At 34.6% G+C, this 14,363-nt stretch carries 10 protein-coding genes and 1 pseudogene; 7 read left to right on the top strand and 4 right to left on the bottom strand.

The features are described 5' to 3' along the window. From Q0625_RS14120 to Q0625_RS14090, 7 genes and pseudogenes are all read left to right on the top strand, one after another. Positions 1-505, top strand: a pseudogene (locus tag Q0625_RS14120) (hypothetical protein); the annotation flags it as partial. Beyond that, positions 483-1,469 (top strand): hypothetical protein, encoded by a 987-nt coding sequence (locus Q0625_RS14115; protein WP_298828643.1) that lies wholly within the window; start codon positions 483-485, stop codon positions 1,467-1,469. The pseudogene Q0625_RS14120 and the gene Q0625_RS14115, both read left to right, overlap by 23 nt. A gap of 5 nt (positions 1,470-1,474) precedes the next feature. Next, positions 1,475-3,346, top strand: a complete 1,872-nt coding sequence (locus Q0625_RS14110; RefSeq protein ID WP_298828641.1) for an AAA family ATPase — start codon at positions 1,475-1,477, stop codon at positions 3,344-3,346. 8 nt (positions 3,347-3,354) lie between these two features. After that, a complete protein-coding gene (locus Q0625_RS14105; protein WP_298828639.1) occupies positions 3,355-5,244 on the top strand; it encodes an SIR2 family protein in 1,890 nt (629 codons plus the stop codon). A 3-nt stretch (positions 5,245-5,247) separates the two neighbouring features. Continuing rightward, positions 5,248-5,988, top strand: a complete 741-nt coding sequence (locus Q0625_RS14100) for a hypothetical protein (RefSeq protein WP_298828638.1) — start codon at positions 5,248-5,250, stop codon at positions 5,986-5,988. 472 nt (positions 5,989-6,460) lie between these two features. After that, positions 6,461-7,939, top strand: coding sequence for a YfcC family protein (locus Q0625_RS14095; RefSeq protein WP_298828636.1), 1,479 nt, complete (start codon positions 6,461-6,463; stop codon positions 7,937-7,939). A 121-nt stretch (positions 7,940-8,060) separates the two neighbouring features. Continuing rightward, positions 8,061-8,963: a lipocalin family protein gene (locus Q0625_RS14090; protein ID WP_298828634.1), complete on the top strand. Its 903-nt coding sequence runs from the start codon at positions 8,061-8,063 to the stop codon at positions 8,961-8,963. 82 nt (positions 8,964-9,045) lie between these two features. Here the strand turns inward: Q0625_RS14090 and Q0625_RS14085 are convergent, their stop codons facing one another. From Q0625_RS14085 to Q0625_RS14070, 4 genes are all read right to left on the bottom strand, one after another. Beyond that, positions 9,046-9,834 (bottom strand): class I SAM-dependent methyltransferase, encoded by a 789-nt coding sequence (locus tag Q0625_RS14085; RefSeq protein WP_298828645.1) that lies wholly within the window; start codon positions 9,832-9,834, stop codon positions 9,046-9,048. 31 nt (positions 9,835-9,865) lie between these two features. Next, complete coding sequence (locus tag Q0625_RS14080; protein ID WP_298828632.1) at positions 9,866-11,095, bottom strand: hypothetical protein; 1,230 nt, start codon at positions 11,093-11,095, stop codon at positions 9,866-9,868. Between the two features lie 19 nt (positions 11,096-11,114). Further along, positions 11,115-12,359: a hypothetical protein gene (locus Q0625_RS14075; protein ID WP_298828626.1), complete on the bottom strand. Its 1,245-nt coding sequence runs from the start codon at positions 12,357-12,359 to the stop codon at positions 11,115-11,117. Between the two features lie 23 nt (positions 12,360-12,382). After that, positions 12,383-14,363 (bottom strand): TonB-dependent receptor (locus Q0625_RS14070; RefSeq protein WP_298828623.1); only part of this gene is annotated, 1,981 nt, incomplete at its 5' end.

The following is a 14,363-nucleotide window of genomic DNA, read 5'->3' as shown; positions in this document are numbered from 1 at the left end:
TGATATTATACTGAAGTCTGTTCCTTATTTTTTTGAAGGACTAACTCCTAAACCTAATTTGCAAATCATCTTAACAACTCACGACCCCTTAACTTTGTCTGATATTCCAAAGCATAATGTAATATTCTTAGAGAAAGCAGAAGAGGGGAAATGTAGAATTTCATCAGAGGTTCAAAAAACATTTGGAGCTAACATAACAGACTTATTAGCTGATTCATTTTTCATAAAAGATGGACTAATAGGCGATTTTGCTAAAAGCAAGATTAATGAGGTTATTACGTGGATTAATGAAAATAGGAATAAGACCAAGATAGATGAAGAGAAATTAGCATATTACAAAAAGGTAATAGAATTGATAGATGAAAGAGTAATTAAGTTAAAGCTCTCAGAGATGATAACCGAGTTACTACCTGATAATACTTTTTATAACAAAGTGATAGATGATGAGATAAAAAGATTAGAAAATCTAAAAAAACTAAAAAATGATACCAATAGATATTACTAAGTCTAATATAATAGAAGCAAGGGAACATCATATAAAATGTCTTACTCCTAAAATTTTAAAATCTGTTTCTGATTCAGATAATTCAGGAATAAAATCCTTTTTAACAGAAGATAGAATAAAGTGTATTTTAGGAGGCTTGCCTGAAGAGCTACTTCAACTAAACCAATTATTTTTTCAAAATGTTATTGAAAATTTTAAAATAGAAGATTGGGAAGCATATAATGATATTACTAAAATAAATCAACCTGAGGAGAAGAGGCGTTTAAGAAATATATTTGATAATATATATGTAGAAATAGAAGATATATTTGACTATGGTAAATTTTCTAAAAAAAGAAATAAGCAATATGACATATATGATTTAGCAGAAAAATTAGACATTCCTACTTGTCCTTATTGTAATCGTATGTATACTAAAACAGTTATAGGAGAATTAGGAGAAAAAATAATTCGTCCTGAATTTGACCATTGGTTTCCTAAAAGTCAATATCCATTATTAGCTCTATCTTTTTACAACTTAATCCCAAGTTGTCATATATGTAATAGTAATCTAAAAGGGAAAATAAAACCTGATTTAAAATATCATTTTCATCCATATAATCCTATAAATAATTTTCATCCAATATTCAGCTATGAACTAAAGGATTATGATAGTTATAAAATTAAATTTGGTTTCAGAGGAGAGTTCGATGAGAAAGAAAAATTTGAAGAGTCATTAAAAATATTTGAGTTAGAAAATATCTATCAAGCTCACGAAGATGAAGTGAAAGATTTAATAAAAATACGTCAAGCCTATTCCGATAAATATATTGAGATTCTCAATGATTCTTTAAAGGGGGTAAACCTCAGCAAAGAGGAAGTTTACCGCTTGGCTTTTGGAGTTCATTATGAAGAAGATAAATTTGATAGACGACCTCTTAGCAAATTGAAAAAAGATATATTAACAGAGTTAGGAATTATTTAAATAGAATGAGTTTTAAATTATTAGCCATCAGACCACTTAAAGGATGTAGTGCAAGATTCTTAAAGAACTTAGAAGAAGATAGAATATACAAATTCTATAATGATTACTCTTTCTTTGAGAACCAAGATGGAAAGGTTACAGAAATTAAATGTGAAGATTCTGTCCCTGAAAATCTATACGAAAAATCAGGGTTAGACATACAGATTTCTGCATTAGTAGGAAAGAATGGGAGCGGTAAGAGTAGTTTGTTAGAACTTTTATATGCTTCTTGTTATGTGATTGCTATAAGTCAAAAAATCTTATATGATGAAATGGTAGATGTAGAAGGATTGAAAGTAGCAATCTTTTATAATATAGGGAACAATTACTATGAAATTGAAATAACAAACTCTGAAGTAAAGTGTTATAATATTAATGATGAGACTAAAACAACGAAGGAAAATGACGAAGTTTTAAAAGATTTTTTCTTCTATACTATAGCTGTTAATTATTCTTTATATGGACTTAATGAGAAGGTTTTAGGTAATTGGATTTCTGCTCTATTTCATAAAAATGATGGTTATCAAACTCCTTTAGTCATCAATCCTTATAGAAGAGAAGGTAATATAAATGTAAATTCAGAATTACACCTTGCTCAAACAAGATTAATAACAAATATTCTATTAACTGATAATAAAGAGATTCTTAGCGGTAAAGAAATTGATTCTGTTTGTTTTGAATTAGATTCTAAAAAATACAAAGATAAAAAAGAAAAGGAGAATATAATAGTAGAAAGTAGTAAAGCTACTTTTGATGAAATATATGAAAAACTTTACAAAGAAAATCATATATTAGAGAAAGATAAAGAAAAAGAAAACCCTCATTTTGAGGACTTAATGAACTATATACTATGCAAAATTAAAAAGATTTCAGAGGTCTATAAAGAATATAGAGATATAGCTCCTTTTGAAGGTAATAAAGTTTCTCAAAAGTTCTTAGAAAAACTTGCTGATGATAAAAGTCATATTACTCTAAAATTAAGACAAGTACTTAATATCATACGCTTTAATCTATTAGAGGATAAAGACTCTAAATGGGAGGAAAAAGAGAATGGAGTATTACACTTTAAACTCAAAATAGATGACCTTATAAAAAGGATTAAAGAAGTTAATACTTCTAATCCTAAAAAAGATGAGTTAATTCCTATTGGTTGCTATCGCTTTATTATTAATGTAAAGAATGATACAAAAAGTAATGATTCAGTATCAAATATAAATGTTATGAGTTCAGGAGAACAACATTTAGTACATACAATGCAGTCTGTATTGTATCATATACTTAATGTCAATTCTGTACATAACTCAAAAGAGTCAAAAAATAAATATGAGTACATCAATATTATTTTTGATGAGATAGAGCTTTATTTTCATCCTGAATATCAGAGAAGATTTGTATTTGAACTCTTGGAACGTCTTGATAGTTTGAAAAAAGGCAACCATATACCTAAAATAAAAGGAATTAATATTTTATTCTGTACACATTCTCCTTTTATATTATCAGATATACCAAAGCAAAATGTTCTATTTTTAGGAGAAAAAAAGGATTTTAAAACTTTTGGAGCTAATATAACTACTCTATTAGCTAATTCTTTCTTTATGGAAAATCTTATAGGTGAGTTTGCCAAGAACAAGATTAATGAGGTGATTAGATGGATAACTCAAGATAAGGAAGATATTTTAAAAACTATAAAGTTAATAGATGAGCCTATATTAAGGAATAAATTAATAGAAATGTACTATGAAAAATTTCCTGATAAGGAGAGAGAAAAAAGTGAAGAAAAAATAAGGGCTCTTGCTGAACAATTAGGTATAGAAATAGAAATTAAACAAAACAAGTAATCATTGTTATGGAATCTATCGAGAATATGTATAAAGAAAGTCTATTTCAGGCTATAAGTAAAGGAGAGGTGGTTCTTTGGGCAGGAGCTGGCTTGTCTTTGTATGCTGGTCTGCCATCAGGAGTACAGCTTAGGGAGATTCTATACAAAGGTCTAACTCCTTTAGAAAAAGAAGAAGTTGGAGAAGAATCAGACCTATCTCATTTGGCAGATGAAATTTGTACGCTTAAAGGGAATAGAAACTATATTGTCCAAACTTTAAAAAGAATTTTTACAGGAAATTTTTTATCAACAGAAACGCATAAGGTTATTTCTCAAATACCTCATTTCAGAAATATAATAACAACTAACTATGATAGTTTATTTGAGAGCGTCTATGATAACAATAAACTAAATGTAATTTTCTCAGACGACCACACTCCATATATAGATGATAAAAAAGTAAATCTTTTTAAAATACACGGAGATTTATCAGCTCCTAATTCCATAATTATAACAGAGTCAGATTATAATAATTTTTTTAGCAAAGATACAGAACAAAATACAATTTGGAGTGTTATCAAAGGAATAATTGCTACTAAGAGCATTCTATTCATTGGGTATAGTTTAGAGGATACCAATGTTGAGGTCGTTTTCAATAAAATAAGAGACAAAATAGGAGAAAATGGTAAAGAATGTTATTTTGTAGCTCCGAATATATCTACTACTAAATCAAAAAAATTAAATAGAGTAAATATACATCCTATTTCTCTTACAGGAGAAGAACTCTTTGAAGAGCTAATAGAATATCTAAAGAAAAATATCAAAAAGAACTTTGAGGATAAATATATCTCATCTGATATTTATTCTGAGTTTATAGGTAATTTTGGATTGAAATCAGAAATAGAAGTAGATTCTTCAATAGAGAAAAATATTGTAAAAAATCTTACAGGGATAGAAGGTAAAGACACAAAGATTAAAATGACTTTTTCTGTCAGTAGTTCATCCGAAGAAATACATAAGTTAGATGCTTTAATAAATAAAGGTGAAGTTTCTGAAGAAATAATTATTGATGAGGAAAATCTAACTGCATTTAATCTTGATATAAATGGTATCAATTTTAGAGATATTGATGATGTTAAAAATCTAAAGATTGCCCTAACTCCCTTTTTTGATAAGCAAGTCGATATTATTTTTGAAAATGGTAAAGAATTTAATGATGTAGGGTTAAAAATTTTCTCTTTAGGTAACACTGATATAAAACTAAAGGTTATAGCTCAACTTTATGGTAATGAATTAGAAATTATAAATTCTCCAACAATAAGTAATGAAGAAACTACATTCTCATATACACTATCGCAAGAAATAAATAATATTTCTAAGCAAATAATATTTCTTGAATTAGTTGAACATCTTATAAAGGGGCAGCCTTTTTCTGTTTATGTAGAAGGGCAAAGAGTCTTTGATGGTAGATTTGGAGAAGAGGCTATTTCTCTTTCTAAATCAATTAGCTTTTATTTAATTTATTTCAAAAAATTAAAGGAAGTTGAAAAGTTAGCTAATTTTCGTTTTCCCAATATAAAAATTAGTGATGTTACTACTAATAATTATAATCTTTTAGAGATAATTATTGCAAAATTTGAAAATAACTCTATTGAGGAGAATAATCCTAAGATTCCTTTAAAACCAGAACGCTTTGACTATACAAAGTATAAAGATGATTTTGTATTGCGTTTCACTGAAAACTTAGATGAGATAGTTATTCATAATCAAACTTTTAAGATGGGAGAAATAACAATTCAAATATCAGATGCTTTCATTTCAAATTATGAAGAAATAATAAATGATAGCACAATATCTCCTATTGTAGAAAGTCGCTCTAAAAGAGCTATAATAACATTTAATAATAATCAGACATAAAATATGAATACAGCATATGTAAAAGAAACAGGAGAATATATAACAGTTCAACAATATAAAGATGAATTACATCGTTTAAAAATATATTGCCCTGAGTGTTGTGAAGCTCCTGTTCACATTGTAAGACAACAAAAGAAAACTTTTTTTAGGGTGAATAATAAAGAAAACCATTCAGAAGGTTGTTCTTTTTATGAAGAACTTATATCTAATGAAGAGGTTATAAGACTTATAGAGAGTAAAAAGGAAGTAGATGAAGAACGATTAAAGTTTCTAATAGAGATGAATATGAGAAATGCTTTAAACTTACTTCGTAAACAAAATACTGAATCTCTAATAAGTAAACAAGAAATAAATAATAATCCTAAAAAATCTATAAATAACAAAAATAGAGTTCAAGAAGTAAATACTATAAAGAGAGTTCATATATCTAACTTGTTAAAAAACAGGCTTGAATATCAAGATGAGTATATTGTTATCTATGGTAAAGCTGAAATTGAAGAAACTGAAGTTGAAGAAAGAGAAAATAGTAAGACAAAAGAGAAGTTTAAGGCAAAATCTCTTATATTCAAGGGAAATGATGAACGTATTTTCAGAATAAATTTGACAGGAGATAAGAAAACAAAAGAAAAATTTAATTTTGGAAAAGGAGAGACTTATAGTTTTGTTGTTTTTGGACTTTTCAATAGTAAATATTTAAGTTTAAAAATTAAGAGCTTCAGTCATTTTCAATACTTTAAGGATTAATTCTATTTATTCATATTGATAGGCTTTGAATATCTTGTTATATAAAAATTAGGGGGCTTCCTACAAATATCTAATCATTTTTATGATGACAACTATTCTATAAAATGCAAGATTCTTAACTCATTGATAAAATTCAGAGTAACTCTATTATTAGCAATTTTTTTATCTTCTCAAATTCTAAGTTTGTAAGATGTGATATAAAAAATTTTGTTAGAATACGAAGAATACGTAACTTTGCACAGAGGGAAAAACCACTTTTTTAATAACTCAAAAAGCAAAGTATTTTTTCCCTTATTTCACCTTAGTTTCTTTATTTTGGTTGCGTTTTTACATTTTTTTACCTCAAAAAATATCTTAATTCATTGATAAACAAAAAATTATATGTTAAACTTCACATTCTGTATTGGAAAGTAAAGATTTTTTTGTAATTTTGTATCCTTATAAACCTAAATTTCTATAACTCTAAAAGGAAATGAAAAAATTGAAATTCCCTACACCCTATACTGTCCTTGTTATAGTGATGTGCTTGGCGGCAGCACTTACCTATTTACTACCTGCAGGAGGTTATGATACTCTCTGGTATGATAAGGACAAAGATGTATTTGTTATTCAGAGTGCAGACAAGACCTATGAAGAGGCAGCTACTAAGGAGGCGCTTACCAGCCGCAATATCTCCATTAGTCTAGACAAGTTTAAGGAGCAGAAAATCAAGAACCCTATCTCTATTCCTAACACCTACAAGCAGCGGGAAGCTACACCTCAGGGTTTTTTAGAGATTCTTTTTGCTCCAATCAAGGGAATTTATGAGACAGTGAGCTTGATCCTCTTTGTGCTATTTATAGGAGGATTCATTGGCGTCTTCAATAGTTCAGGGGCACTCAATGAAGGGGTAGGCTATTTGGCACATCGTTTTAAGGGGAAAGAAGGGATACTTATCATTGTGCTCTCTACTCTTATGGCATTAGGAGGTACTTCTTTTGGTTTGGCTGAAGAGACCTTAGCTTTTTACCCTATGTTAGTTCCCATTTTCTTAGCAGCAGGGTATGACCTGTTAGTGCCTTTGGCGGTGATTTATATAGGAGCCAATGTAGGTTCTATGGCCTCCACTACCAATCCGTTTGCAGTAATTATCGCCTCCGATGCAGCAGGGGTGGACTGGACTTCAGGTCTTCCTATACGTGCTATAGCCTTGGTACTATGTCTTGTTATCAGTATTGTGTATATCATTCGTTATGCGGAAAAGGTAAGGAAACATCCTGAAAAATCTTTAGTTTATGGAGTAGCACTTCCTGAAATCTATGCTACCAATACGGCTGAAGCTACCACGAAACTCAAATCCTCTACCAAGATACAGTTATTTATCTTTGCCCTCACTTTCATAGTGATGATTATAGGCGTTTCTCAGTGGGGCTGGTGGTTCCAAGAGATGACAGGTCTCTTTTTGGTGGCAGCCATTGTCATTGCTATAATCCAGCGTACAGGGGAACAATCCTTTATAGATCATTTCCTTACAGGGGCGAGAGATCTCTTAGGAGTTGCCTTTATCATAGGGATTGCCAGAGGGGTTTCTTTTATCCTCAACGAAGGACAGATATCAGGTACTATCCTTTACTATGCTACTGAGTTGGTACAAGGTATGTCGCCTATGGTGTTCCTACCTATACTCATGTTGGTTTTTGCTGTATTGAGCTTATTTATTGCTTCCTCTTCGGGTATGGCAGTGCTTACCATGCCTATCATGGGAGCTTTGGCTACTGTTGTAGGAATAGAGGGAGATAAGGTAGTGAGTGCTTACCTCTTTGGTATGGGAATCATGGGGCTGATTACTCCTACCGGCATGATACTCCCTTCACTGACTATGGTGAATATCAACTATAACCAATGGCTTAAGTTTGTTTGGCCATTAATTGCTATCTTTGCAGTGGTACTGACAGTTTTACTATGGCTCTAAATAAGTGAAGAGTGAAAAATGAAGAGAGAGAAGTGATAAATAGCTAATATTTTTATAAATAGTTTTTTATTACAGAAAAAGTAGTATCTTTGCCCTTATAAAAACCGAAATATTGATTTTTATGAAAAGAATTTTTTTAGGGGCAACAGCTTTTGTAGCTTTACTATTTTCTTCTTGTGAGAAGAATGATAATGCTTCAGCAGACCTTACAGGGGCTTGGCAATTGGAATCATTTACAGTTGCAGGACAACCACAAACACCCAATGACTGTCAAAAAAAATCTGTGTATGTTTTTACTCAGAACCAATTGACTTCTCATGATTTTAATAAGAATGAAGGAACAGGACACTGCGAATATGATAGAGCTGTAGAAACCTACAAAATAGAAGGTAATCTTATCAAGGATGCAAATGATCCAAATGAAAAGGGAATTCCTTTTTCTATTTCAGGCAATACACTTACACTAACCATAGAAGAAAATGGACAGAAGGAAACCTTAAATTTCAAAAAGATTAACCAAGCACAGTTAGATGCTATTTTAGCAACCATTAATAATGGCGGTGGCAACAACAATGGAGGAGGTAACAACAATGGAGGAGGTAACAATAATGGAGGAGGTAACAATAATGGGGGAGGTAACAATAATGGAGGAGGTAACAATAATGGGGGCGGTAATATAGGAAAAACAATTGCAAATCTTGATGGGATTTGGCAGGTAGTTTCTGTGATAGAAAATGATGTTATAGAAATACTTGGTGATTGTCAGAAGAAAATTTCAATGAAAATCACAGGAAATCAAGCATTACTCTATGAATTTGAAGAAGAGACAGGAGTTTGTCGTTACAAAACAGACAGAGAGGTTTTTACTATTCTCAATGAAACCACTATTGAAATAGAAGGAACTAGAATTTTTGTTTCTATAACAGGAGATAACTTAACCTTGACCACTGTAAAAAATGGTAGAAGAAATATAACTGTATATAAACGAATCACTCAAGCACAATTAGATGCTTTATTGCGATAAAATAGACACAATAGTAGAATAAGCTATAAAAAGAGGCTAACTTTTGGGATAGCCTCTTTTTTTACTCTTCATTTTTCACTTTTCATTTTTCACTTATCACTGCCTTAACGACTCTTTGGTTAAACCGTTTGTAAAAATAAGGGAGCTTATAGAGCATTCTAAAGATAAAGGGATAACGTCCACGGTTGTAGTCACTCATATAGTACTCTTGACCAATATGGATATGAGGGTGCCACTGCTCAAGTATATGGCTATCCAGTTCGCTCCACTTGAACTCAGGGCGCTGCTCCTTGTCCATAGAGCCGAGAGAATCGTGATTTTTGGCATGCCCCACAAGACTGTAAGCCAATATGTCAAAGAGAAGGGTAGCCTTCTCGCACTTTTGACAAAGGTTCTCAAAGAAAGCCTTTACTTGTGCACGCTCAAAGTACATCAGTACCCCCTCTACGATGATAAGGATCGGCTTCTGATGTGCCTTGATGGTTTCTATCCATTGGTAGTCAAAGAGGGAAAGAGAGATAAAGGTACGCCTATCATTCTCCTCGAAGAACTTTTTACGCAATTCAATCACTTCAGGTAAGTCCAATTCGTACCAATGGGTCACCGCAGGGCTTCCAAGGCGTTCGTAACGAGCGTCTAAGCCAGCACCCAACTGTATTACTACCGCATCGGGATGGGCAGAGATGAAGGTTTGAGTTTCCTTATCTATAAGGCTTGCTCTAAGACAGACTCCTGCTTGGCTGAATTTGGATTTGCTGAACTTGGAAAAGTCATAATCTATCTGAGGAATCATCTCTTCTGCCTTCTTGTCAATGAGAAAGGGAGGAGAGTAGTGGCGTTCTTCAGCTTTTGCCCATAAGGTAATGAGCATGGTTTCGGGTATTTTTCCTAAGTTCATAATTCTATTCAAAAGCGTGGAAATAAGCGGGGTTTCCTTGAGTGCTAAGGAGTTGTTGTACGGCTCCTGTTGTGGGGTCAAAGGAGAATAGACCTACCTTATCGGTTCCAAAAGCAGCAAAGATAACCTTATCTTTCATCTTGGTAATGAATACACTATGTCCATCGGTGAGAGGAATACCATCTATCTTCTTGATGGTTTTGCTCTTAAGGTCAATCAAGATGGCTAAAGCACTTTTGGATGTATAAGGATTATCGGTGTAAAGTTCGCGAATACCTACGTAAGCGACTACCTTGTCGTTACCTACATATTGTGTAGCTAAGATTGTGGAGGCTTTATGCTCGTATCCTTCAATGGCAGTAGTGGAGATATCCCAAGACTTATTTGTATCAAACTCAGCAGCCCCCTTAGGAATACAGATAAAGCCACACTTGGTGTTATTAGGGTTGAAACCAAAATATCCTACTGTTGCGGCATAGAGATCTCCCGCTTCGTTGGTGAAGAGCATGCCACTACATTGGGACATAGGACGAGTAGGGAAAGTGAGACCTGTAGCCTTTTCAGAAGCTATTTTCTCTACCTTATTGGTTTGGATATCAATGATTGCTATATCACTCTGCTGATAGTTAGAATAAGGTTGCCAGCCCTGTCCAGAATCTACTTGGTTTAGGCATAGATAGTATTTGCCATCGCGGATAAGCCCCATAGCAGGTTCAGGATTGGTATCACCATGTGCATATTGGTTTAGGGCAATTTCTCCTGTTTTTTCCATAGTTTTGGGATTGATAATCCATACTACTCCTTGACCATAAAGAGGTAAGTAAGCCTTGGAATCATTTACTTTTTCAAGGTGTCCTACCATAGAGGCAGCAGGGGCAGGAAGGTTAGTCCCTTTGGTAAGTTTTTTAGTTGCGGGATTATAACTCCAATGAGTTATTCCTCCGACACCTTTCATGGTATCAAAGAGATAGACATCATTACCGATTACTTGTACAGAAGCACCAAATTCTATTTGTTCTCCTTGAGCGTTGCCTATACTTCCTTCTAACTTATCGGTGAGTTGTATGTAGGAGACACCACTCATTCCGTCTTCATTTTTTACAGAGGTTTCCAAAAGGTATTTACCACTACTTTTAGAAGTGTAAGCTGTCGCTTCTTCTTCTTTTTCGTCTTTCTTGCAGGCAGTACCCAGTACAGCGCAAGCACATAAGGTTAAGAAAAATTTTGAATACATGATATGATGATTTTTTAGTTTATTCAAATGCATAGAAAAAGTCAGCACCTCCTGTGGTGGTAAGTAATTGTTGGGTAGTACCAGTGGTAGGGTTATAACCGAATAGCCCTCTTTTCTCTTTGCCAGATACACCGAAAATAACAAGATCCTTATATTTGGCGATACCTACACTATGGCTGTCAGTATAAGGAATACCATCTATCTTTTTGATTGTTTTAGTATTTAAGTCCATAAGTACCGCAATACCATTCTTATCTGTAAAAGGATTCTTTACATTAAGCTCAGCAGCTGATACAAAAGCAGCTACTTTGCCGCCTCCTAAATATACTACACTATATATAGTGTTAGGCTTATAGGGAGTACCTTCTATAGGGGTGGAGGAGATGTCCCATGATTTAGAACTGTCAAAATTTGTTTGGGAAAGATCTCCCTTATTAGGAATGCAAACAAAACCTGAGTGTGTATTCTGTGGGTTGAAGCCAAAATATCCAGCACACATAATGTAGATATCCTTGTTCTCGTTCATAAAGATACAACTATCATAAGAAGGCTGAGAAGGCATAGCCAAGTGGGTAGCAGTTTCAGAGATGAGTTTTTCTACTTTATCAGTTTGTGTGTTGATTACCAATACATCACTTTGTAAGTGATCTGCATAAGGGGCATAATCGGGACCTAACTGCAATAGAGGGAGGTAGTAATAATTGCCACGGATTACACCGAAGCCAGCATCAGGGCTGTTATCACTATGAGCATAGGAGGTGATGTCTATCTCTCCTGTTTTTTGCATGGTTTGTGGGTTGAATATCCATACAGTTCCTGAGTTATACAAAGGGAGATAAGCCTTGGTATCACTTACTTTGACAAAGTTGCAAGGCATAGCGTGTGCAGGTGTATCCATTTTTGCTCCTTTGGTGAGTTTTCCATTGCTGCGATCATATTGAAACTTGACTACTCCATAAGCTCCATCTATGGCATCAAGGGAATATACTTCATTACCATAGATTATTACACTGGACATATAAGGCACTTGTTCCGCCTTGGAATTATCTACACTTTCAGTAGCACTAAGTTTGTTAATAGCTTGTAGATAAGAGCTTCCACTCTTTCCATCTTCGTTTTTTAGAGATGTCTTTAGAATGTAGTTCCCTATATATTCCTTAGCTCCAACAGGAGGTGTAGGTTTGGGATCGTTGTTGTCGTTTTTCTTGCAGGCAGTACCCAGTACCGCACATGCGCATAGGGTTAAGAAAAATTTTGAATACATGATAATATGATTTTTAGTTGATTTTAGAATATAACACGGAGTTTTACCCCTCCATTGATACCTGGGAGGGGACGGTTGAACTCGGTGAGTACTTTTTGGTCAGTAAGATTGCGTATTTTTCCTGAGATAAAGAGTTTGTTGTTGAGAAAACTATGCTCAAAGCCCAAATCAAAGGTTGTGCTACGAGGAATACGACGCTTGTCGAGCTTGGTCATCTCAAAATCATAGTAATATTCTTCAACAAAAGCATAATCCAAGAAGATACGGGTATTTTGTCCCAAACCCCCAAAGAGGTTTTCTCGATGAAACTCTAACCCTATATTTCCCATAAGATAGGGGATGTTCGGCATACGCTTGTCCTTGGTAGGGTTGGGTACCGTACTGGCAGGTTCATAGTCGCGAATGTCTCTGAGGTCTTGGTAAGTAGTATTCACATAAGCATAGAGAGAGGGGAGTACATCGGCTTTGGCTTCAAACTCTATTCCCATAGTGCGCATCTCTCCGAAGTTTTGGTATTGGGCACCAATAAGACCTGCCGTATAACGAATCATATCCTTTAGGTGCATATAGAAAAAGTTGAGTTCCATTTGGGCATTGCTAGGGTGCTTGCCTACTAAGTCAAAGAGACAACCTATATTAGCACTGGTATTACGCTCAGGGAGCAAATCACCACTGGGGACAATAGCAATTCCATCGCCTAAGAGTTCATTCTCAGTGGGGATACGTACATCATGACCTACCGATAGTTTACCCATAAAGGTAGGGGAGAAGCGGTAACGCAAGGCATCATTGATACCAAAACTACTTTTATTCAGATCTACATCGTACTGACCAGGCACGAAAAGGGGTGCCCGCTGGGTGTGCATGGTATAGAGATAATAGCGCCCTGTAAGGGAGTTGAGGAACCTATCATCTGGAGTGCGGTAGTCATACGTTAGACCACTAACCCAACTGAGCATATGGGAATCAAAATTGATCTGCTTTCCTAAACTTAGCCTCTTGAGCTCGTCCTTGGGAGTACCTTTGGCAATAGAGAGTACGGTATTGAAATTCAGTGAATGTTGCTCGTTTATCAGATACTCCAAGTTGGTTTTATTGACAAAAGAAAACTTTTTATCATCGGAATCCGAAGGAAAGTTGTAGCCTGCTTCGCCCCCATAGCGGGAGGGGGTAGGGTAGGAGGATCCGTCCCATTCGTAGCGACGAGTAGCCTTATCTATAAAGTTCATTTGGGTAAATACTAAGCCGTTGAGCATATCAAAATTTAGCCCTTCTAAGAAGAAGTTATCCTTCTTGAGTTTGGTAGCCAGTCCAGCCATAAGCGAACGGCTATGTGCCTCACGGATATCATACTCTATCCCTTGAATTTCTTTGTAAGTTTTGACCACAACAGGCTCTACTTCTACCTCATCAAACCACCATTTGTGAGCTTTAAAACTTCCCCCTACTAGTATTTTCTGGTATTTATCATGATTACGAGTGATATATAAGCCCTTGCGGTAAGGAGATTCAAAAGTATAGTTGTTATCAGCGGTAGTATAACTACCACCCACCCCAAAGGTAAGCCCTTTTTCCTTGAGGTTGCGCTTGAATACCGCTTGTAGCTTGTGTGTATTGAAGGACTCTAGCCCATAGCTTAGATCAGCATATTTTTCAGGATATTCACGAATGACGATATTGACCGCTCCTCCAAGAGAAGACCCTCCGAAGCGGGCAGGAACTACTCCTTTGTAGATTTCGATACGGTCAATCATATCCACAGGAATATCGTTGATATCAATATAATCTGTCTGTTCACTCAAGGGGAGTTCGTCTATAAAAAAACCAATACGCTTACCCTCCAAGCCACGGACAGAAAGGCGAGAAGAACTTCCCACCCCGCCTGAGGAGCGGATCGTAACCCCCACGGTCTTAATCAATATATCTTGTACGCTGCTCACGGTACCCCGCATATTGGATAGGTCAATCACCGTAACAGGCATGGCTTCCTCTTTCTTCTGGTGG

Origin of the sequence: uncultured Capnocytophaga sp. (genome assembly GCF_938029845.1) — a bacterium.
Classification (GTDB): domain Bacteria; phylum Bacteroidota; class Bacteroidia; order Flavobacteriales; family Flavobacteriaceae; genus Capnocytophaga.
Note: the sequence above shows the minus strand (reverse complement) of the source record. Positions and strands in the feature narration are given on the sequence as shown.